Origin of the sequence: Flaviramulus multivorans (assembly GCF_021728415.1) — a bacterium.
Taxonomy (GTDB): domain Bacteria; phylum Bacteroidota; class Bacteroidia; order Flavobacteriales; family Flavobacteriaceae; genus Sabulilitoribacter; species Sabulilitoribacter multivorans.
Window position 1 is genome coordinate 199,711 of record NZ_JAKKDV010000001.1, and the last position, 22,691, is coordinate 222,401.

Annotated in this window: 16 protein-coding genes; 4 read left to right on the forward strand and 12 right to left on the reverse strand. The window is 33.8% G+C overall.

What is annotated here, in order from left to right; all coding sequences use genetic code 11:
• Positions 1–43 precede the first annotated feature (43 nt).
• The 6 genes from L3X39_RS00920 to L3X39_RS00945 all read right to left on the reverse strand — a co-directional run bounded on the left by L3X39_RS00920 (position 44) and on the right by L3X39_RS00945 (position 9,777).
• Positions 44–745 (reverse strand): hypothetical protein, encoded by a 702-nt coding sequence (locus tag L3X39_RS00920; RefSeq protein WP_237229494.1) that lies wholly within the window; start codon positions 743–745, stop codon positions 44–46.
• Positions 746–796: 51 nt separating this feature from the next.
• Positions 797–2,425, reverse strand: a complete 1,629-nt coding sequence (locus L3X39_RS00925) for a RagB/SusD family nutrient uptake outer membrane protein (RefSeq protein ID WP_369411598.1) — start codon at positions 2,423–2,425, stop codon at positions 797–799.
• 10 nt (positions 2,426–2,435) lie between these two features.
• Positions 2,436–5,603, reverse strand: coding sequence for a SusC/RagA family TonB-linked outer membrane protein (locus L3X39_RS00930; RefSeq protein WP_237229495.1), 3,168 nt, complete (start codon positions 5,601–5,603; stop codon positions 2,436–2,438).
• A gap of 260 nt (positions 5,604–5,863) precedes the next feature.
• On the reverse strand, positions 5,864–7,384 hold the full coding sequence (locus L3X39_RS00935; protein WP_237229496.1) for a helix-turn-helix domain-containing protein: 1,521 nt from the start codon (positions 7,382–7,384) through the stop codon (positions 5,864–5,866).
• Between the two features lie 220 nt (positions 7,385–7,604).
• Positions 7,605–8,630 carry a UDP-glucose 4-epimerase GalE gene (gene galE, locus L3X39_RS00940; RefSeq protein WP_237229497.1) on the reverse strand — a complete coding sequence of 342 codons (1,026 nt, stop codon included), beginning with the start codon at positions 8,628–8,630 and terminating at the stop codon, positions 7,605–7,607.
• Positions 8,623–9,777, reverse strand: coding sequence for a DegT/DnrJ/EryC1/StrS family aminotransferase (locus tag L3X39_RS00945; protein ID WP_237229498.1), 1,155 nt, complete (start codon positions 9,775–9,777; stop codon positions 8,623–8,625). Before L3X39_RS00945 ends, galE begins: the two co-directional genes overlap by 8 nt.
• Before the next feature lie 154 nt (positions 9,778–9,931).
• Here L3X39_RS00945 and L3X39_RS00950 point away from each other — a divergent pair, with 154 nt between their 5' ends.
• The 4 genes from L3X39_RS00950 (at position 9,932) to L3X39_RS00965 (ending at position 14,087) form a co-directional block, all read left to right on the forward strand.
• Entirely contained in the window at positions 9,932–11,167 is a 1,236-nt protein-coding gene (locus tag L3X39_RS00950) for a 3-deoxy-D-manno-octulosonic acid transferase (RefSeq protein ID WP_237229499.1), read from the forward strand.
• Positions 11,168–11,230: 63 nt separating this feature from the next.
• A complete protein-coding gene (locus L3X39_RS00955; RefSeq protein ID WP_237229500.1) occupies positions 11,231–11,482 on the forward strand; it encodes a hypothetical protein in 252 nt (83 codons plus the stop codon).
• A gap of 81 nt (positions 11,483–11,563) precedes the next feature.
• Positions 11,564–12,151 (forward strand): hypothetical protein, encoded by a 588-nt coding sequence (locus L3X39_RS00960; RefSeq protein ID WP_237229501.1) that lies wholly within the window; start codon positions 11,564–11,566, stop codon positions 12,149–12,151.
• A 55-nt stretch (positions 12,152–12,206) separates the two neighbouring features.
• Positions 12,207–14,087, forward strand: coding sequence for a coiled-coil domain-containing protein (locus L3X39_RS00965; protein WP_237229502.1), 1,881 nt, complete (start codon positions 12,207–12,209; stop codon positions 14,085–14,087).
• 33 nt (positions 14,088–14,120) lie between these two features.
• Here L3X39_RS00965 and L3X39_RS00970 read toward each other — a convergent pair whose 3' ends face one another.
• Genes L3X39_RS00970 through L3X39_RS00995 form a run of 6 tightly spaced genes read right to left on the reverse strand, consistent with a single transcriptional unit; the run spans position 14,121 to position 22,618 of the window.
• The gene (locus L3X39_RS00970) at positions 14,121–14,849 is read right to left on the reverse strand and encodes an MIP/aquaporin family protein (protein ID WP_237229503.1); all 729 of its coding nucleotides are present in this window, start codon (positions 14,847–14,849) and stop codon (positions 14,121–14,123) included.
• Between the two features lie 23 nt (positions 14,850–14,872).
• Positions 14,873–16,366, reverse strand: a complete 1,494-nt coding sequence (gene glpK / locus L3X39_RS00975; protein WP_237229504.1) for a glycerol kinase GlpK — start codon at positions 16,364–16,366, stop codon at positions 14,873–14,875.
• A 44-nt stretch (positions 16,367–16,410) separates the two neighbouring features.
• Positions 16,411–17,988 (reverse strand): glycerol-3-phosphate dehydrogenase/oxidase, encoded by a 1,578-nt coding sequence (locus L3X39_RS00980; RefSeq protein WP_237229505.1) that lies wholly within the window; start codon positions 17,986–17,988, stop codon positions 16,411–16,413.
• A gap of 40 nt (positions 17,989–18,028) precedes the next feature.
• Positions 18,029–20,353, reverse strand: coding sequence for a beta-glucosidase BglX (bglX, locus tag L3X39_RS00985; protein WP_237229506.1), 2,325 nt, complete (start codon positions 20,351–20,353; stop codon positions 18,029–18,031).
• Between the two features lie 10 nt (positions 20,354–20,363).
• Positions 20,364–21,842, reverse strand: a complete 1,479-nt coding sequence (locus L3X39_RS00990; RefSeq protein ID WP_237229507.1) for a sulfatase family protein — start codon at positions 21,840–21,842, stop codon at positions 20,364–20,366.
• Between the two features lie 14 nt (positions 21,843–21,856).
• The gene (locus tag L3X39_RS00995; RefSeq protein ID WP_369411599.1) at positions 21,857–22,618 is read right to left on the reverse strand and encodes an endonuclease/exonuclease/phosphatase family protein; all 762 of its coding nucleotides are present in this window, start codon (positions 22,616–22,618) and stop codon (positions 21,857–21,859) included.
• Positions 22,619–22,691: the final 73 nt, after the last annotated feature.

The following is a 22,691-nucleotide window of genomic DNA, read 5'->3' on the forward strand; positions in this document are numbered from 1 at the left end:
GCAAATTGCAACTCTTTTCTGTTTTAATAAATCCTTTAAAATACTATTTAGTATCAAATTCCGTCGTTTCACTGGAGCCATAGTCTCCACCGCCACTAGCTTTTACACCGCCACCAATAGTTAGTGTATATGTTCCGTCAGCAGGGAAGCTCAAACCATCCCCAAAGCTATCCGTGATGGTAAGGGTATAATCCCTGCCTGCACAAAGGGTAATGTTTTCTGAAGCGGTTGCTTGCCCGTCGGAGTATCCACCTCCTGAAGCAACAGTACCACCCAAAGAGTCCTTGATATTCCATCCTACTTCACTTCCGTATCCGTCAAAAACAAAATCAAGTGTTCCGGTAACCTCAGTACACTTTTGGATGTACTCGATTGTAGTTGTGCCACCAGCGGCAAATGCCCCAACACCGTCGAACGCAATAACAAGTTGGTTTACGCCTATACCAAGGTTGACATCTGATAAAGTCACGGAAAGAATACCAATATTGGAGCCAGCAGGTACGGTTACTGAATTAGGGACAACATAGGACCCTGGATCTGCATTAGAGCTATCATCAACCGATACAGTAAAAGACGTATCAGAACCAACGTTCTGAGAGGTATAAACCACCACTTCAAAATTCTGGGAACCACCCACATCAACGATAGTTGAATATGTAGTGGCTCCAAATGTCACATATTCAAGTGAAGATTGAAATTGATCTTCTTCACAATTTTGGAACAAGACTATTGAGAACAATATCAAAAAGATATTTACTATTTTTTTCATAATTTATAATTTTATTTAATTAAATATCTAGTTTTGATCAGCTTCCGTTATAAGCGGATTCGAATCAATTTCTTGCTGTGGAATTTTAAATATCCAATCATCATTTACTGAAGGTCTTTCCTGTATAAACGCATCACCATATATTACCAAGGAAGCGCCAGAATTAGTCTGATCTATACCTTCGTCCCATCTAATTTTATCATGATAGCCAAAACCTTCTCCCCACAACTCTACACGTCTTTGAAACTTAATTTGATCCATCAGTGCCTGTTGAGTTCCAAAAGCAGTTTTATCAAAAGCAGTATCTCTAGAAGACCCTAGGATATCAAGAGCATCTTGAGCACCAGATATATCATTCATCATCGCTTTTGCTTCCGCTTCAATTAAAACCATCTCAGATGAACGCATATAAATTACATCATCAGGATTATTAGTCCCTGGTCTAGATTGTTTGAATTTAACATTCATGTAAGGGTGTGTATTATGAGCAGGAGTAGCTCCATATTGTGCTATAATAGCAGCCTTTGCGGCATTAAATGATGCGGCATCATTGTAATTTGGATCTGTTAAATAACTTCCTCCTTGACCGTTGTAAGCAGCAGAGTTTGTATTTGGTGCCATTGGTAACCATGCTTTATTTCTATGATCAGTAGCTGGAATTTGATTGTATAATTCTATATTTATTATCTTATTGTTACCTCTACACTCACCGCCGTTAAACATAAAAGAAATATAGTAAAAATACGATGCAAAGAAATTTGATTCCGTATCAATAATACGACTTGCCCATATAACTTCAGATTGATCTACCGAGTTAAATCCAGCATGCCATTCTGCTTCATTAAATAGAGGAAATCCATTTCTTGCAAGTGCAGCATTTGTTGCTGCAGCTGCCCAATCACCTTTAGACAAAGCAATCCGCGCTTTAATTCCATAGGCTGCATTTAATGATATGTATGACTTATTTGGCGGTGCACTGGCATTGGTTAAATACCCAATAGCAGCATCTATATCAGTTTCTATTTGATTATATACCTGTTCAACCGTTCCACGAGGAGCGCCTTCAGTAAGACTCAAACCATTTGTAATAGGCACACCTGGGTCTGTTGAAGGATTACCTATAAGATATCCTTTAGAGAAAGTTGTTACCAATCTCCAGTAAGACCATGCTCGATAAGCGTGCGCTTGACCTAATATACTATTTAGTTGTGGTGTAACCGTAAAGTCTTTTGATGCAACATTATTTATTAGAGCATTTGTTGTTGCTATAAAGTGATAACGTTGATACCAAAAATCAAAACTCACCGTAGAATTTGCATTAGTGTGTGAAAGCCATCGTGCTTCTCCTTTCATCCAATTAAAACCAGGACCTGTATGGATAACTTCTCCAGATATAAAATCTAAAGCTGGCATAAAATAGCTCTCACCGTTTGGAGTACCACCTCCATTCAGTACTGAGGCATACATTTGTCTATGCAGGCCGTTTATCACAAGTTCCATATTATCAGGATTAGAAAACGCAGCTACCTCTGAAATCGAATCAGTAGGTGCCGTATCCAGATACGTTTCCGTACAACTGTACGTCACTATCAATGACATCGTCAATAATAGCATATAAATTTTTCGAGTCATTTTATTTAATATTTTATTTTTCATAATTTATTTTTTAAAAACCAACATTAACACCAACAGAGATGACTCTATTTGGATTGTAATCATTACCTGCAGGCGTACCTGAAAGGTTGTATTGCGGGTCTAAACCAGTTCTTTTTGCCCACATAAATAAGTTTTCGCCAGAAACGAATAACCTCAATTTATTAACTCCAATTTTTTCAGTGACTTGGTCACTTAAATTGTATGCCAAATTCACATTTCTAAGTGCTAAAAAATCAGAATCTGTCAACCATCTTGATGAGAGTCTTACTGATAAATTTTGGTTTCCATTTTCTAAACGAGGCACATTTGTTATATCTCCTGGTTCTTTCCAAGCATTCAAAGCATCGGGATGTAAAGAAGCCCCATAATCGCCTTCATGCATCATATCAGCATAACCGTAGTCTAATATTTTCCCACCTATTTGGTAAGTAAATAAGAAACTAAGATCAAAGTTTTTATAACTGATGCTATTATTTATAGACCCTATAACATCTGGAACCGTGTTTGTGTTGATATAGCCTTTACCAGCATCTTGAAAATTGTTTGATGTGGCATGAGTACCATTAGCATTTAATACCGGAATACCTACATTCCCATCATCATCCTCTTCATACATATAGTACAGAGCATCTCCATTACTAGGGTCTACACCTGCAAAATGATAAATATAAAAATCATACCTTGAGCGTCCTGTTTCCCAGCGCTTAGAGCCTATTACAAATGGTTCTGGTAGGAATGTAATTTTATTTTCTAGGGTTGACGCTTGTAAGCCTAAATCCCATGAGAAATTATCGGATTGGATAATACGTGCATTTAAACCAAGTTCAAAACCTTGATTGTACATGTCTCCAATGTTTGCTGGCCCTTGATTTTGTCCAACACTAAGTCTTAAAGGAACATTATATAAAAGATCCGTTGACGTCTTTTTATAAAACTCAAAAGAACCCGATAAGCGATTATTGAATAATCCAAATTCTAAAGCAACATCCCAACTTTCAGAGTTCTCCCAACGTAAGTCTGCATTACCTGTAGAACTCCAAAAAACACCGGGAGCACCGGCATTTGGAAGTATACCATATAAAGCCTGTGAGATATAGTAATCCCTAACAGGATTAGCTATTGAACTATCTTGGAATAAAAAGTCATTTCCTACTTGTCCATATGAGCCTCTTAATTTTAGATTATTTATAAAAGAGACATCTTTCATGAAATTTTCTTGACTGATTCTCCAAGAACCTCCAACGGAGTAGAATGTACCCCACTTATTATTGGTAAAGATTGAAGAACCATCTCTTCTAACAGATCCGCTTAAATAATACTTATTAGCGAAGTTATAATTAAGCCTTGCAAAATACCCTTCAAGCTTATAATCTGTTCTACTACCATCACCAGCCAGTATTACAGAAAAGTTATCTAATTCATAAATTCCTGAAGCCGTTTCAGTTTCTTTAAATGTTCTTTGTCTTTGAAAAATTCTATAAAAATTTTCGTGACCTAAGGTTAAATCAACATTATGATCGCCAAAAGATTTAGTGTAATTAATTAATTGGTTAAAATTTTCAACGGTTCGTGTAAAACTAACTTGATCAAGCCTACCATTTGGTTGACCATCACCTACAATAGGATTTTCATAACTCTGATTAATACTAGTTTGAATATCCTGTCCATATATTAAACTAACTTTTAAACCTTCTACTATGGTAAGATCAGTATTAAATCGGTAACCATAGTTTTTTCTTTTTGTTAGCTCGTTATTTAAAATAGCTTCTTCCAAAGCGTTACGTCCAATATTCGTAGGTCTTGATTGAATTCCTAACCCTGGATTACCTTCACCTCTATCCCAAAGTGCATTACCCCCTTCATCTCTAATAATTTGACCTGTATTTGGATCCAATAAAAAAGGAGAGTAAATAGACCCCATATCTTTAGCAAACGCAAAAACGTTACCTGCAAAAGTGCCTCTTAACGGAGCGCCTTCTGTTTTTTCATCTGTAAAATTAGCGCTACCGCCTAAAGACAGCCACTTCGTTGGATCAAAATTTGCGTTTAAACGGCCTGTGGTTCTTTTATAATCACTTTCAATAACATATCCTTTTTCCTGCAAATCTGAAGCTGAGAAAAATATATTATGGTTATCTCCGCCTCCAGCAACATTTACAGAATGACTCTGTCTACTTCCAGTTCTTTCTAACGCATCGTACCAATCCAAATCCTCCGCTATAAGTTGTGCATTTGGGTTAATTTTTCCATCAACTCCAACAATTTGGTCATTGGGTACATTAAAAGGGTTTCTACCCAAACGATCAAAAAGAGTTGCCGAAGCCTCAGCTGCGGGGTTTGCGGTAGCTTGAGGACCAGGAGAGTTCTTATACGCCTGCCACATGAGTTCATAATATTCTGACGGGCTGGCCGCATCGTATTCATCAATGCCTTTTGTGATTACTCCAAACTGGCTTGTTGCATTAACTGAAATACCAGAACCTTTTTTTCCTTTTTTTGTAGTAATTATAATTACACCGTTTGCAGCACGAGAACCATAAAGAGAGGTTGAGGCTGCGTCTTTTAGGACAGTTAACGATTGAATGTCATCTTGATTTATAGTATTAAGACCTCCTTGAAAATCAATACCATCTACAATGATAAGTGGAGAACTACTACCATTTAAAGTCCCTACACCTCTAATTACAACACCGGGAGATGATCCTGGTTGTCCTGAAGCCGAAAGAAATTGAACACCAGTAACGTTACCCTCAAGAGCAGCAATGGGCGATGTTAACGATCTTAATTCTAAACTTTCTGATTGAACAACTTCAGCAGAACCTGTAAAGGCTTCTTTGGTTGTTGTACCATAGGCAACAACTACAACCTCATCCAGAGCTTGTGTGTCTTCTTGTAGCCTAGCATCGATTGTATTGGATGAACCTACAATAATTTCTTGGTTAGCATAACCAACAAAACTAAAAACAAGAGTTTGCCCTTGGCTAGCTTGAATTGAGTAATTACCATCAAAATCAGCCGAAACACCCGTTGTTGTTCCTTTAATAATTACTGATGCTCCTGGTAAAGGTAACCCGCCAGTATCTGAAACCGTTCCAGATACCGTTTTTTCTTGTGCTAGTGCTGATGTTATACCAAACACCAAAAACACTAACAAAGAATAGTAGTTTTTTAATTTCATAAATTTAAATGTTTTTTGAATTAGTCTATGCAGATTGAAAAAAGGAAGGCAGTAAAGTTTTTTTAAGTGACTAATTCAAAAAAATTATACTTTACTGATAAAAACAAAGTTTAATGAAATCTATAAAATTTAAGTAAAGCTCTTTAACCGCCTTACCTTTCTACAATTGCAATAGTAAAAAAACAGATATAGTGGGTAATTAAAGTTAAAACCTATAATAGTTTACTTAACCGACAAAAGTTTACTGGAAATTTACTTGCTTATGTATTTTTTAATTGAGAATTAATAAACTCAGAAGGTGTTACTGAAGTTTCTTTTTTAAATGCTTTATTAAAGGTAACTTTATTATTATAGCCAACTTCATAAGCAATATCGATAATATTTAAACTTCCATGTGTATCTTCTTGTAACATTTTAACAGCTTCTTTAATCCTGAATTTATTTATGAGTTCGAAAAAATTCATGTCAAAATGCTCATTAATTATTTGCGAAGTATTGTGTCGTGTTGTATTTAATTTATTTGACAATATTTCGAGACTTATGTTACTCTCTTTATATATTTTGTCTTCAACCAATAACTTAACTAGATTTTCTCTTAGTTCACTCGATAAAGCTTCTGTAAGTCCTGATTTTTTATATTTCTCAAAGAAAAGTCCATCCCGTGATAACACATATTCATTATTAAATACATTAGGCTGCACATAGGCCATATAAGCAATGTATATTACCATTAAAGACATAATTCCTACTTGAGTATAATAAATAAATCTTGAGAAATCACCTATTTCAAAATTTACTGCTACACTATAAACTATGTATGCAACTACATAAGCGACATGAATCTTAAATAATGTATTCATCCATTTATTGATGGATGGATTTTTAATTAAAAAGTTGTTTTCAACTTTTTGGTTCAACAACATTTTCCCAATTAAACTAGCATAAACAATCAGCGAAATTATTTTAGCAATAAAAATCATTCTTACATGATTAATAAACTCGGTATTTATTTTTAAGATAATTTCTGTTTTATCAGAATATGGCAAAGAATAGATTGGATATAAAAAAAGTATCAATCCTAATGTTGGCAAAAAATGCAATAGATCGATTTTTCTAAATTGATGACTTTTAATGACACTCTTAAAATAGAAATACAATAGAGGGCCATATAATAGAGCAAAAATTGATGACATTAAATATGTATGAGGTAACCTTAATCTATAGTTAGATATATAAAGTACGAACTCAAGTATAAAAAGTGAATGTGCAAAAACAAAACATCCAATAAATATTTTAGAGTATTTGTTCGCTTTTTTATTAAAATTTATAATAATGGCGAAGAAAAACCCTATCAACGCAACATAGATATATAAGAACATTAAAAAATTAAACTTAAACATGTACTTACGTTCCAGTATTTCGTATTCTTCAGTACCGTTAATAGAATCAAACGATTTATCATCAAGCACAGTAAAATCTAACGTGTTGTTTATATACTTTTCAGTAAAAATATAAGCGTCATTAGGTTGCTCTAATTCCGCATTAAGCAATGCTAATTTTTTAAAAATATTTATAGAATCAGGGTGTTTTTCAATCCAAGCATTATGATATAAAACTAACAATTCAAGCTGTGTCATATCATTATTAATGCTTTTTTCCTGAATTAAACTATCAATTTTAGACTGTCTTAAAAAACTGGGGAGTTCTGGAATAGCGAATAACTTAATTGTGAAAACACACAGAAAAAAAACAAAAAAATATTTTTTTGATTGATTAGGCATCTAATATTTTGTTTTGGCTGGTGAAATGTTAAGACTTTATAAAGGTTGAAGCATTAAATAATCATTAATTGAATTTATAAATTTACATTGTCAATATTCTTAAAACTATCTTAAAAAGGTAATACCCGATAATAATTTACTTTAAATACATCTTTTTGTTCAAACAATAAAGGTTGCTAAATTTTAGCAACCTTTATTATAAAATGTTTTAATCAAATTATTATTCACTAGCTCTTACTTTCTGCTCCCATTTCCAAGCTGAACGCATAGCATCATCTAATGTTAATTTAGTTTTCCAGCCCAATTCATTATTAGCCTTTCTAGTATCTGCGTATGCAGATATGATATCACCTTCTCTTCTCCCAACAATTTTATAATTCAATTTTTCACCCGAAACACGCTCAAAAGCTTTAACAACCTCTAGTACTGAACTCCCAGTTCCAGTTCCCAAATTAAACGTTTCGTAATTGCCTTTATTCTTGTTTTTAAGTAAACGCTCTAAAGCTACTACATGAGCTTTAGCTAAATCTACAACGTGAATATAGTCACGAATACAAGTACCATCTGTTGTTGGATAATCATCACCAAAAACTGATAACTGTTTGCGTAAACCAATAGCTGTTTGCGTTATAAATGGTACTAAATTTTGAGGCACTCCAATGGGTAACTCCCCAATGTTTCCAGACTCATGTGCTCCGACTGGATTAAAATAACGCAAAGCTATAGCCTTTAAATTTGGTGTTACCCTACAAGTATCCCTGATAATTTCTTCTCCTATTTGTTTCGTATTTCCATAAGGTGATTCTGCTTGTTTTACTGGTGCACTTTCAGTAATTGGTAATTCGTCAGCTTGTCCATAAACGGTACATGATGAACTAAAAATAAAACTAGCTTCTGGTAGTTTTTTTAATTCCTTAAGGACATAAACTAAAGTTGCTAGGTTGTTTTCGTAATACAAAAGCGGTTCTTGTACACTTTCTCCAACAGCCTTACTTGCTGCAAAATGAATCACACCTTTTATATCACTATGTTTTGCAAAAAAAGCTTCAACACCTGCTTTATCTTTTAAATCTAATTTTTCAAAAATGGGTGTTTTACCAGTTATTGTAGAAATACCATCTAAAACTTTTATTGACGAATTAGATAAGTCATCAATAATAACAACCTCATAACCTTCATTTTGTAATTCTACAACGGTATGAGAACCAATAAATCCTAACCCGCCGGTAACCAATATTTTAACCATTTATAAATTTTATAATTGTTGAAGTAATAAACTCTATTTGCTCATCATCTAATTCTGTATGCATTGGTAACGAAATAACCTCTTTAACCAATTGGTTAGTTACTGTAAAATCTGCTTCATTATAGCGCTCATCTAAATAAGCTTTTTGTTTATGAAGTGGTATTGGGTAATACACTCCGCATGGTATTCCTTTTTCATTCAAATGGTTTACCAAAGCATCTCTATTTACACCTTTTAACTTTAAAGTATATTGGTGGAATACATGACAATCACAAGTATCGCAAATACCATCACAACCATTTACAGTTATAGGAGTAATAATATTTTTAATGCCTTTAAATGCTTCATTATATTTTCTAGCGGCATTTTGTCGTGCCTTATTATAATTATCTAAATGTGGGAGTTTAGCATTTAAAACTGCTGCTTGAATACTATCTAATCTGGAATTTACACCAACCACATCATGATGATAACGTTCATACATCCCATGATTAACAATACCTCTAATGGTATGGGCTAAATCGTCATCATTTGTGAAAATTGCTCCACCATCACCATAACACCCTAAATTTTTAGATGGAAAAAATGATGTGGCGCCTACATTGCCTATAGTTCCTGCTTTTGCTTTTTTACCATTTTTATATGTATAAGATGCTCCTATTGCTTGTGCATTATCTTCAATAACATACAAATTATGCTTATTTGCTATGTCCATTATGGCTTCCATATTCGCACATTGACCAAATAAATGCACTGGCACAATGGCTTTCGTTTTCGGAGTGATGGCTTTTTTTACTGCTTCAATATTTATATTAAAATCATCTTCATTAACATCAACTAAAACGGGAACAAGTTGCAATAAGGCTATAACCTCAACAGTCGCAGCAAAAGTAAAGTCGGCAGTAATAACTTCATCTCCGGGTTTTAAACCTAAACCCATCATAGCAATTTGCAAAGCATCGGTACCGTTTGCACAAGGAATAACATGCTTTACACCTAAATATTTTTCTAAATTTTTCTGAAATTCATGAACCTTGGGTCCGTTTATAAAGGCGGTAGTTTCTATGACTTCTTGAATTGAAGGATTTACAATGTCCTTTATATCGTTGTACTGACCTTTCAGGTCAACCATTTGAATTTTCCTCATCTAAAAATAATTAAAGTCTAATTTTGTTTAAAAACAGGAGACTTATTTTAATGAATACATTAATAGCATTTAATTGGTTACGAAATTACAAAATTCATACACGCTAACCAATGAATTTATTTCAAAGAAATGTATTTTAGCGTAAACTAAAGTATTGAATTTTATTTATACCATAGGAATTTATATTACCCATATTGTATTAAAATGTGGGGCGCTTTTTAATGAAAAAATTAAAAAAGGTTTTATCGGTAGAAAAGAAACCTTTAAAATTTTAAACGAAGCCATAAATAAAAGCGACACTACTTTATGGTTTCATTGCGCATCTTTAGGTGAATACGAACAAGGTTTGCCTGTTTTTAAAGAATTACGCAATCATTATAAAGGACGTAAAATTGTACTTAGTTTCTTTTCACCCTCAGGATACGAAATTCGAAAAAAATCGCCCATTGCAGATGTTGTTGTTTATCTCCCGTTGGATACTAAAAAAAATGCTAAACGGTTTTTAAATATCGTTAATCCCCAGCTTACAGTTTTTGTAAAATATGATATTTGGCCAAATTTTTTAAATGAATTAAAAAATAGGAATTTAAAGGCTATTTTAATTTCTGCAGTATTTAGAAAAAATCAATCCTATTTTAAATTCTACGGGGCACAATTAAAAAAGGCGTTGTTTGCTTTTGAACATATTTTTACTCAAAATGAAGAATCAAAAAAACTTTTACAATCATTAAATTATAATAATGTAACTGTATCAGGTGACACCAGATTTGATCGCGTTTTTAGTCAGTTAAAAACGGATAACACCTTAGATTACATAGCTGATTTTAAAGATAACAAACTTTGTATTGTTGCAGGAAGCACATGGCCCGATGATGAAAATTTGCTGATTAATTTTATTAATTCTGAAGCTTCAAAAAACGTAAAGTTTATTATAGCACCTCATAATATTAAACCTTCACAAATAAAAAATATTGAAGACCATATTAATCTTGAAGTAGCTTTATTTTCTCAAAAAGAAAACAATCAACTGTCAAAAGCTCAGGTTTTTATAATAGATACTATTGGTATTCTTTCTAAAATTTATAATTATGCCGACATAGCTTATGTAGGTGGTGCTATGGGGAATACAGGATTACATAATACACTTGAGCCTGCTATTTTTGGAGTTCCTATTATTATTGGAAACCATCATCAAAAATTTCCCGAAGCTAAAGCAATGATTGATAATGGCGGTATGTTTTCAGTGTCTAATCAAAAAGAACTGGATTTTATTTTAACAGAACTTATAGAAAATAAAGCTAAAAGGCTAGATAGTGGAATTAAAAATAGGACTTTTATCGAAAATAATAAAGGTGCTGTCATCCAAATACTTAATTATCTTCGTATATAAGTTATTTCACACTAAAAATCGATATTGATTTTTAAAATATAATTAACACTAAAACAAAAACCGATGAAAAAATTATTATTAAGTACTATTCTATTATTAGCTTTAAGTTTAAGTTTCACATCTTGTAGAGATACAAAAAATGCTGATTCTGCGGAAGAAGCGATTGAAAATGCAGCGGAGGCGACTGAAGGAGCACTAGAAGAAACAGGTAAAGCAATAGACGAGGCTGTAGATGCTGTAGATAAAGCGGCAGAAGCAACTGAAGATGCTATTAAAAAAGCAGGTGAAACTGTTGAAAAGAAAGCAAAAGAATAAAACACTTATTTTTTAAGTAAATTATAAAAACCGCCAATTGGCGGTTTTTTTATTAAATTTACAGACTAAACCCAAATGATTATGAAAAAATACACCCTACTTGTAGCCTTATTTATTTCATTTTTATCGTTTTCGCAAAATGAAACTATTAGTTCAACTCAAAAGAATAATCCAAATTCTGATATTGAATCTTTTGTTTATGATATAAACGGACTTAGCCCTAAAAGTATTTCTGTTCAATTAAAAGAAGACAAAGGTAAAGACAAAGACTTATATCCAAAAATAGTGAATTGGATAAAAGAAAAATACGGTGATGGTATTGAAATTAGTGGTAACAAAAACAAAATTAAAATTAAAGGTCTTACATACAATGCCATTTGTTATGGTGTAAGTAATTACAAGTGCAAAAACATGATCTATGATATTGAGATAACATTAAAGAAAAAAGAGTATATATTTAAACCTTTTACATTATCATATCTAACAGGATCTATTAATAATCCAAAAGAAAATATTATTAATTTAAATGAAAGTGATTTTTATAAAGCCAATGGAACTATTAAAAAACGTTTTATTAATGTTCCTTCACAAATTGAAACCCTATTTAACGATTTAAATAAAAGCCTATATACTTATTTAAATGATAATCCTCAATTTACTGAATGGTAAAATTTATTTACATTTATTGGTTCAATAATTTAAATATATAAGTCACGAATTACATATGCAATTGACCTACAGAGCAGTTCTTTATTTTTTTCTGCTTTTTGCTTATACATGCAACTTGTATTCGCAAGAAAAAGCTATTCCTACGCAATTTAGTCAAGACGGTATTTTATATGAAAAAAAAGAGCAGTCTTCCGAAACTTTAGCTCAATTTAAGGAGGACGAACGCTGCGAAGTCATTGATTATGTTGGTAATTATACTTACAAAGTAAAATACAAAGAATGGGAAGGGTATGTAAAGGACATGTTTTTATTTGTTAACGAAGACATTATGGATTTGTATTTTGACTATGAAGAAAAACAAAAAATTAAAGCCATTAATGAAAAAGAAAATAGGCTAAAAAAACGACAGGATATTGCAAACCAAAAGAGGAGACAAGACTCTATTGCCAAAGCCAACCAAGAAGCTGAAAACAAACGTCTGGAAACTATCAGATTGGAGAATGAAAGGCTTGCTAAATTAAAAGAGCAAGCACAACTGGACTCCATTGCCAAAGCCAACCAAGAAGCCGAAAACAAACGTCTGGAAGTCCTAAGATTGGAGAATGAAAGGCTTGCTAAATTAAAAGAGCAAGCACAACTGGACTCCATTGCCAAAGCCAACCAAGAAGCTGAAAACAATCGTCTGGAAGCCCTAAGGTTGGAGAATGAAAGACTCGCTAAATTAAAAGAGCAAGCACGACTGGACTCCATTGCCAAAGCCAACCAAGAAGCTGAAAACAAACGTCTGGAAACTATCAGATTGGAGAATGAAAGGCTTGCTAAATTAAAAGAGCAAGCACGACTGGACTCCATTGCCAAAGCCAACCAAGAAGCTGAAAACAAACGTCTGGAAACTATCAGATTGGAGAATGAAAGGCTTGCTAAATTAAAAGAACAAGCACGACTGGACTCCATTGCCAAAGCCAACCAAGAAGCTGAAAACAATCGTCTGGAAGCCCTAAGGTTGGAGAATGAAAGACTCGCTAAATTAAAAGAGCAAGCACGACTGGACTCCATTGCCAAAGCCAACCAAGAAGCTGAAAACAAACGTCTGGAAACTATCAGATTGGAGAATGAAAGGCTTGCTAAATTAAAAGAGCAAGCACGACTGGACTCCATTGCCAAAGCCAACCAAGAAGCCGAAAACAAACGTTTGGAAGCCATAAGGCTGGAGAATGAAAGACTCGCTAAATTAAAAGAACAAGCACGACTGGACTCCATTGCTAAAGCCAATCAAGAAGCCGAAAACAAACTTTTGGAAGCCATAAGATTGGAGAATGAAAGACTTGCTAAACTTAAAGAGCAAGCACGACTGGACTCCATTGCCAAAGCCAACCAAGAAGCCGAAAACAAACGTCTGGAAGCCCTAAGATTGGAGAATGAAAGACTTGCTAAATTAAAAGAACAAGCTCGACTGGATTCTATTGCAAAAGAAGAGGAGAAGAAGACAGATCCTGCATATATAAAAAGAATGAAATTTCGAAATACTTGTCATTATACAATGAATAGTTATGATGAATTTTATAGAGAAATGATTATTAGAACTGATCCATACCAGATTAGCAAAAATTTAAATATAGAATTGTACAGGCAAGGAAGAAGTATAAATATTTTTTTTAATTTATCTGTAAATCTAGGTTGCGCAAGTTATTTATCAAACAATCGATCATACATAAAAGTTAAGCTTGAAAACAACCAAACTGTAACACTTTATCATTCATGGAATCTTGAGTGCGGTGAATTTCATTTTAAAGGTAAAATATCTAATTCTCAAATTAATATCCTTAAAGCATCACCCATAAAATCTATATTTTTTAAAGGTACTGAAGATTCATATGAATTAACCAACATTGATTACCCAGAGTTTTTTATGGATAAATTGAAATGTATAGAGTAGTGTTTTTAGCTCTTATACATTAACACAGGGTGTCTAGGACAATCCCATCATTAACAAAGCCGCTAATACTCCTCCAATTATCGGTCCCAAAACAGGAATCCATGAATAACCCCAATCATTTGATGCTTTATTTTTTATTGGCAAAAGTGCATGCGTAATTCTAGGTCCTAAATCACGGGCGGGATTAATAGCATAACCCGTTGTACCTCCTAACGATAGACCAATAACCCAAACTAAAAAAGCAACAGGTATTGCCCCTAAGGACCCTAAACCAATTATGGTTTGCGAATCATTAATTGTGGCATCTGTAAAATATAAAATTGTAAATATTAACACAAAAGTCCCCACTGCCTCACTAAACAAATTGGAAACTGTATTCCTTATTGCCGGTGCAGTACAAAACACTGCTTTTTTTGTTTCACCATCTTCAGTTGCTTCAAAATGATCTTTATACATTAACCAAATCGTAAAAGAGCCCAACATAGCTCCTATCATTTGTGCTAAAATATAAGAAGGCACCGATTCCCATGGAAATTTACCAGCAATAGCAAGTCCTATACTTACTGCTGGATTAATATGAGCACCACTGTAAGGTCCCGCAACTACCACCGCAACATATACCGCCAAAGCCCAACCTGTCGTAATTACTATCCAACCACTATTATTCCCTTTTGTTTTATCTAATACCACATTAGCAACTACACCTCCTCCTAATAAAATAAGTAAAGTTGTTCCAATAATTTCTGCAATAAAAGGCGTCATATTTCTTAGTTTTATGTTTTAACTTAGTTTTTAGTCCAATATTCAAGCGCGTCAATGGCTTTATACCACCCTTTGATTTCTTTTTCGATGTTATCTCTTTCTTTTTTGGGATTGAATGATATATCTGTTTGCCAAATATCTTGAATTTCTTCTGGATTTTCCCAATAACCAACAGCCAATCCTGCCAAAAAAGCAGCTCCCATAGCTGTAGTTTCAACTACCTTAGGACGAACTGTTACGGTATTTAAAACATCTGCTTGAAATTGCATAAGCATATTATTTACAGTGGCACCACCATCTACTCGCAATTCTTTAATTGAGATTCCTGAATCCGCTTCCATTGCTTTTAATACATCCATCGTTTGGTAAGCAATGGACTCTAGAGCAGCACGGGCAATATGAGCATCTGTACTTCCTCTTGTTAACCCAAACATAGTTCCTTGAGCTTGCTGATTCCAATGTGGAGCACCTAACCCAGCAAATGCTGGTACAAAATAAACACCATCAGAACTTTTAACAGAACTGGCAAGTTTTTCAACTTCAGCAGACGTTCTAATAATTTTTAAACTATCTCTCAACCATTGTACCACAGCACCGGCTATAAAGATACTCCCCTCTAATGCGTATTGTGTTTTGCCATTTATTTTCCACGCTACGGTAGTTAATAAATTATTTTTTGAAACAATGGGTTTATCACCAATATTCATAAGCATAAAACACCCTGTACCATAAGTATTTTTAACCATGCCTGGTTTCGTACACATTTGCCCGAATAAAGCAGCTTGTTGATCTCCTGCTATTCCTGAAATTGGAATATTAGCATCGTAAAATGTAGATTTTGTATGACCATACACTTCGCTAGACTGTTTAACTTTGGGTAACATACTTTTAGGAATAGTAAATAAGTCTAAAAGCTCATCATCCCAATCCATTGTATTAATGTTGAACAACAAGGTTCTTGAAGCATTAGATACATCGGTCACGTGTTGGTCACCTTTTGTAAAATTCCAAATTAGCCAAGTATCGATAGTCCCTAAGATTAAATCTCCTGATTCCGCCTTTTTTCTTGCACCTTCAACATTATCTAAAATCCATTTAACCTTGGTTCCCGAAAAATAAGAATCTATAACCAAGCCCGTTTTTTCTCTAATTAAGTCGCTTTTACCTGATTTTTTAAGTTCATCACAATAATCAGAAGTTCTTTTATCTTGCCATACAATAGCATTATAAACTGGTTTGCCTGTTTTCTTATCCCAAACAACTACGGTTTCACGTTGATTAGTAATTCCAATAGCCGCCATGTTCTCCACATTTAATCCTTTTTTTGCTATAGCCTCCGCAGCCACTCCCGCTTGGGTTGACCAAATTTCATTCGGGTCGTGCTCTACCCAACCTGGTTTCGGAAAATACTGCGTAAACTCTTTTTGAGCAACCGATACAATGCTTCCTTTTTTATTGAATACTATGGCTCGAGAGCTAGTGGTTCCTTGGTCTAAGGCAAGTATGTATTTTTCCATAGATATAAAGTTAAATGAAATATAAGATTTATTTTTAAATGTACTTATAAGACATATTGATTTGCAATTGTTGTAAACTCAGAAATTTGTTGTTCCTCCCATAATTTATCACAACCTAACTCTTTAGACAACATCTTTGCCACCATAGGAATAATTTCTAAAGTTGCCTTAGCATCTAAAAACAGGGTTCGAACTCGTCTAGCTAAAATATCTTCAACCGTTCGTGCCATTTCATAACGAATCGCCCAAATCACTTCAGCTTTAGTAAAAGGCAAGCGTTCATGTAAAAGATCACCTAATTCTGAAGATTCTTCTATTAAGTTTTGAATGATTTCTCCATCAGTTCCATAAATACCAAAGTGATTATGTTTATTATTAGAACCATTGGCACCGTGAATTAAAATACGCTTAGTTTTACATGTTTCATTAGGCAATTTTTCCAAAAAAATAGCCTTATTGATGGTGTCCTGAGCCATTCTTCGATAGGTGGTCCATTTACCACCAGTAATAGTAATTAATCCAGAATTTGAAACGATAATTTTATGACTTCGTGAAATTTCTTTGGTTTTTTCAGATTTATCTTTTGGAGCTGCTAACGGACGTAAACCTGCAAAAATACTTAACACATCATCTTTACTCACTTTTTTTGTTAAATAGCTATTTGCAGTGGATATAATAAAGTCAATTTCTTTATCTAAAGCTTTTGGCTCTAAACTATGGCTATCTAACAAGGTATCGGTTGTACCAACCACAATTTTATTATGCCACGGCACTAAAAATAACACTCTACCATCGTTGGTTTTTGGAATCATTATAGCATCATTGCCAGGTAAGAAAGACTTATCTAAAACTAAATGAATCCCTTGACTCGGACGCACCAAATTTTTAGCTTCCTTATCATCCATTTTTAGAATGTCGTTGGTAAAAACGCCCGTTGCATTAATGACAACTTTACAATTTATATTATAGACAATTTTGGTTTCAGCATCTTCAGCAATTACCCCGTTTACAATGCCCTTTTCACTTTTAAGTAATTGCTTAACTTTAAAATGGTTTAGAACCGTTGCACCATGTTCTATAGAAGTTTGTGCAATATTTATAGCCAATCTAGAATCGTCAAATTGCCCGTCATGATATACGACACCGCCTTTAAGTTTCGCATTTTTTATTGTACTTAACCTTGAAAGTGTTTCTTTCTTGTTAATTCGAAACGATTTCCCAAAACTTAATTTTCCAGCCAAAGCATCGTAAATTTTGAGCCCGATGGTATATTTAATAACGTCCCACCATTTATAGTTTGGAATTATGAAGGACTGATTGCTTACCAAATGTGAAGCATTTTTTAACAGCAAACCTCTTTCATAAAGCGCTTCCTTAACTAAATCGATATTGCCTTGAGCTAAATAGCGTACTCCGCCATGCAATAGTTTAGTGCTCCTACTTGAAGTCCCTTTTGCATAATCTACTTGTTCTAATAAAAGTGTTTTAAATCCTCGTGTTGTACTATCTAATGCAACCCCTAAACCAGATGCACCACCACCAATAACTATTACATCCCAATTAGAGTTTTCTTCTAATTGTTTTACTAATGTTTCTCTTTTATAAATGTCTCTACCTTTCAATCCTTTTTTATCAGTCTAATTTACTGTTTTAATCAACTCTTTATTCTACTACTCTAAATACGCCTTTCAAAGAAGCCTCGGAGTTACCACCAACCCAAACATTAAAATCGCCAGGTTCTACCTCCCATTTTTTATTAACCGTGTAAAACTGAAGTTTTTCAGAATTTATCGTAAAGTTAACAATCTTTGTTTCTCCAGCTTTAATCATAACTTTTTTAAAATCTTTCAACTCTTTTATAGGTCGTGTTAAGCTTCCCACTAAATCCCTAATATAAAGCTGGACTACTTCTTCTCCATCACGAGTTCCTGTATTTGAAATTTCAACAGACAACTTAATTTCTCCATCTTTTAAAATTTCAGATTTGTCTAATTCTAAATTTTTATATTCAAAAGTAGTATAACTTAACCCAAACCCAAAAGGATATAAGGCCGATTTTGGTGTATCGGTATACCCTGAATAGGTAACATGTTTTGGGCTAAAAGGCCTTCCTGTGTTTTTCTGATTGTAATATAGAGGTTCTTGCCCTACATTATGAGGAAAAGAAACTGGTAATTTACCTGAAGGATTATAATCTCCAAACAACACATCGGCAATAGCGTTACCCGACTCTGAACCTAAAAACCAACATTCAAGAATGGAAGGCACATTATTAGCAGCCCAAGAAATATCCATAGGTCTACCATTCATTAAAACAATTACAACATTTTTATTAACCTTATAAATTGCTTCCAGCAGTTTTTGTTGAACACCAAAAAATCCGATTTCAGATTGACTCCTTCCTTCGCCTGTTTGGTATGCATTTTCTCCTATTGCCAGCAATACAACCTCAGCTTTTTTAGCTACTTCAACTGCAGCTTTAATACCAGAAACATCTGTATTATTGAATTTTAAAGGATGTAAAAACTGATTTTCTCCCGGCTTTACAGTTGGTATGGTTAATTCAACTCCCTTTTCATAAAAGACTTTTGTATTCTTATCAACCACGCTTTTCACCCCTTCTAATAAAGATACCGCCGAATTATATTCACCCTTTGCTCTCCAATTTCCAAGTGGGGCATCTTTATCATCTGCAAGGGGTCCAATCACTGCAATACTCTTTAAATTTTTAGTAATTGGTAATAAATTGGTTTCATTTTTTAATAACACAATTGATTTTTTGGCAACATCCCTAGCTACTGCTAAATGCTCATCAGTATATATGTTGGCTTTTTCTCTTTCTTCATTGCAATATTTATAAGGATCATCAAACAAGCCTAACTCAAATTTCAGTCTTAGTACGCGCTTAACAGCATCATCAATTTGTTCTATAGAAATTTTATTTTCCCTAACCAAAGCTTCCAAATTAGCTTCATAGGCATATGATTCCATGTCCATATCACTACCTGCGTCCAAGGCAATTTGAGTCGCATGTTTTTTATCTTCAGCATAACCATGTGCAATCATCTCTCCAATAGAACCCCAGTCGGACACTACGAGTCCATTCCAGCTCCAGTTTTGTTTTAAAATATCTCTTTGCAATACTTTATTTCCTGTTGATGGAATTCCATCTATATCATTAAACGAATTCATAAAAGTTGCTACACCTGCTTTAGCTGCCGCTTTAAATGGTGGTAATATTGTATTATGTAATTCGTATTCTCCAATGTTTACTGTATTATAATCTCTCCCTGCCTCAGCAAAACCATAACCTGCAAAATGCTTTGCACAAGCAGCAATAGTGTTGGGATGCGACAAGTCATCACCTTGAAACCCATGTATTCGAGCAACTCCAATTACGGTATTTAAATAAGTGTCTTCTCCAGCGCCTTCCATAATTCTGCCCCAGCGTGCATCTCTAGATACATCAATCATAGGTGCAAACGTCCATTGTAAACCAGAAGCTGCAGTTTCTTTTGCTGCAATAGAAGCAGATTGTTTTATAATATCTAAATCCCAACTCGCACTTTCGCCCAAAGGTATTGGGAAAATGGTTTTATATCCATGAATTACATCATACCCAAAAATTAAAGGGATTTTTAAGCGAGAATGTTCCATTACAATTTTCTGGGTTTCCTTAATGGAGGCGACCGATGTAATATTCAACATGGAACCCACTTCCCCTTTTTTCAGTTTATCAAGTTTGTGCTGATCCCCTTTGGAAGTTGAAGGACCCGTTGCATTCCATTTACCGCTGTATTGCACCAATTGACCAATTTTTTCATTAAGATGCATCAAGGCTAAAACAGAATCAACCTTTTCTTCTATTTTGGCATCTAAATTACTCGTTGCATATACTTTTTCACTATCAACGACATGATTTTTAACACTAAAAAGTACAATTGCAAGAAGTATTATGGGTATAAATAATAAGTTTTTCTTAGACATTTTATAAAATTTAAAAGTTACCAATATTGGCTTTACACCATTCTTGATATGCCGTTTCTAATTCCTTTACTTTATCGGGATATTGACTTGAAAGATCAATACGTTCTCCTGTATCTTCTTTTAAATTGAATAATTTTAAAGACAAATCATTACTTATTGGTTTTATATATAAATTACTTGGTCTGCTTTTCCAATGATTTTCGTTGGAATTTGTCAGTTTCCAATCACCTAATCGAACTGCCCACGTTTTTTGCCATTTCCAAACCAGTAACCTGTCTTTTTTGGACTGTAATAAATTAACCCCATCAATAGTATCATCATTTAATTTAATTCCTGCGGAATATAAAATAGTTGGTAGAATATCAGTTGCTGAAACATAATCCGTTTGCGTCTGATTTGGTTTTATTTTACCAGGCCAAACTAAAGCCATTGGCACTCTAATACCACCTTCCCATAATGAATATTTACCACCTGTTAGTGGACTATTATTTGCACCTGTTAGTGGTGAACCACCATTATCAGAAATAAATATGATTAGCGTTTCTTTGTCTATATTTTCGTTTTTAAGCGATTCTAAAAGCCTTCCAATATTGTCATCCAAACAATTCAAATTGGCTAAATAGTATTTTCTTAAATCCTCGTCCTGTATATCGCCTAATCTTGAATATTTATCGTAATAAGCTGCATAACTTCCAGGTTTATGCTTCCCATAAGCCATTAAGCTATCTGGGTCGTAATTATTTATAGACTTCACATTATATTTATCTAAATATTTTTGTGGTACTTCATGAATTAGATGATGAACTGAACTGTAAGCTAGTGTCAAGAAAAAAGGTTTGCTTTTAGATTTTTTAATGTATTGAATGGCTTCATCAGTTAATATATCTGTTAAATAACCTTCCTCATAACTTTTCTCTCCTTTATCGTGCATTAATGGCCCTAAAACCGCACTCGTTCCACTAGGGTCTGGCGTTCTATCTTTTATTTCTTTTGAAAGTAACCAATAGTCATGAGCATGAGCACTAAATCCTAAGAACTCGTCATAGCCATGTTCTAACGGATATTCTCTTACATCATATTTATGGAAGTTTCTACCTAAATCATTTTTTCCTATCCTGGCTGTACTGTAGCCCATCTCTTTTAAGTATTCTGGAATGGTTTTAACAGAGTCTGGTAATCCTGGTCCCCAACTAGCCTTTACATCCCATCTAAATTGGTTTTTGCCTGTTAAAATACCTGCTCTAGATGGGCTACAAACAGGTGCAGTAGTGTAAGCTTGTGTAAATACCATCCCAGATCTTGCCAATTTCCCCATATTTGGAGTTTCGGCAGACGAGTCATGGTTTTCAAATGGCTCAAAATCGGCGTATCCTTGGTCGTCAACAACAATTAAAACAATATTAGGTGTTTTATCTTTTTTAACAGATTGCCCTTTATTTTCACAAGAAAATAAGCAAAAAAACAGGGTTATGATGAGTAGTTTCTTCATATTTTGTAGTATTTCTATTCCAATGTAAACTCAGCATACACAGGAAAATGGTCTGATGGATATTTTAAATTATTAGAATCACTTAAAACCGCATGCTTATTTATTCTGAGGTTTTGTGATTTCGATATAAAAATGTAATCAATCTTTCTAGTTACAAGTTCGGTAAATTTGAAACCGTTAAAAGTTCCATTAGGTCCGAAAGTTAAGTTCGCAGCTGCTTCTGCATTCAACATACTATTAGACAAGTTTCTAATAAGCAAGCTATTAGGCTCTACATTAAAATCTCCCATTAAAATTACCGGATAATTTTTGGTATTAACTTCTGCTATTTTCTGTTGAATAGTTTCTATACCCTTTAATTGAGCTTGTTCACCAACATGGTCTAAATGCGTATTAAATACCCAAAACTTCATAGATGTTTTTAAATCTGTAAATAAGCCATAGGTACAAATTCTAGGGTATGCTGCATCCCATCCTTTTGATACTTTTTCAGGTGTTTCGGAGAGCCAAAATGTATTGGCGCTTTCAACCTTAAATTTGTAGGAATTATAAAAAATAGATGAATGTTCTCCTTCATTACCTCCATCTCTTCCAGTACCAATAAACTGATAGTTTTTTAAAGCTGTTTTTAAATCGTTCATTTGGTTAGGTCTTGCTTCTTGAACACCTAAAATATCTGGACTAAAAAATAAAACTTGAGATATTAAAAAATCTTTTCTATGTGTCCATGCGTTTTCTCCATCTGAAGCAACATCCAAACGAATATTATACGTCATGACACTAAAATCTTGACTCTTACAACTATAGATGTTTAACAAAAGGACAAATAATAAAGCTATGTATAATTTC

Bases quoted from the DNA above. Each gene is read 5' to 3' on its own strand.
- L3X39_RS00990 (WP_237229507.1), bottom strand. From the start codon at position 21,842: ATGAAGAAACTACTCATCATAACCCTGTTTTTTTGCTTATTTTCTTGT.
- L3X39_RS00995 (WP_369411599.1), bottom strand. From the start codon at position 22,618: ATGACGTATAATATTCGTTTGGATGTTGCTTCAGATGGAGAAAACGCA.
- L3X39_RS00970 (WP_237229503.1), bottom strand. From the start codon at position 14,849: ATGACGCCTTTTATTGCAGAAATTATTGGAACAACTTTACTTATTTTA.
- L3X39_RS00945 (WP_237229498.1), bottom strand. From the start codon at position 9,777: ATGAGGAAAATTCAAATGGTTGACCTGAAAGGTCAGTACAACGATATA.
- L3X39_RS00965 (WP_237229502.1), top strand. From the start codon at position 12,207: ATGCAATTGACCTACAGAGCAGTTCTTTATTTTTTTCTGCTTTTTGCT.
- L3X39_RS00930 (WP_237229495.1), bottom strand. From the start codon at position 5,603: ATGAAATTAAAAAACTACTATTCTTTGTTAGTGTTTTTGGTGTTTGGT.
- glpK (WP_237229504.1), bottom strand. From the start codon at position 16,366: ATGGAAAAATACATACTTGCCTTAGACCAAGGAACCACTAGCTCTCGA.
- L3X39_RS00935 (WP_237229496.1), bottom strand. From the start codon at position 7,384: ATGCCTAATCAATCAAAAAAATATTTTTTTGTTTTTTTTCTGTGTGTT.
- L3X39_RS00960 (WP_237229501.1), top strand. From the start codon at position 11,564: ATGAAAAAATACACCCTACTTGTAGCCTTATTTATTTCATTTTTATCG.
- galE (WP_237229497.1), bottom strand. From the start codon at position 8,630: ATGGTTAAAATATTGGTTACCGGCGGGTTAGGATTTATTGGTTCTCAT.
- L3X39_RS00955 (WP_237229500.1), top strand. From the start codon at position 11,231: ATGAAAAAATTATTATTAAGTACTATTCTATTATTAGCTTTAAGTTTA.
- L3X39_RS00925 (WP_369411598.1), bottom strand. From the start codon at position 2,425: ATGAAAAATAAAATATTAAATAAAATGACTCGAAAAATTTATATGCTA.
- bglX (WP_237229506.1), bottom strand. From the start codon at position 20,353: ATGTCTAAGAAAAACTTATTATTTATACCCATAATACTTCTTGCAATT.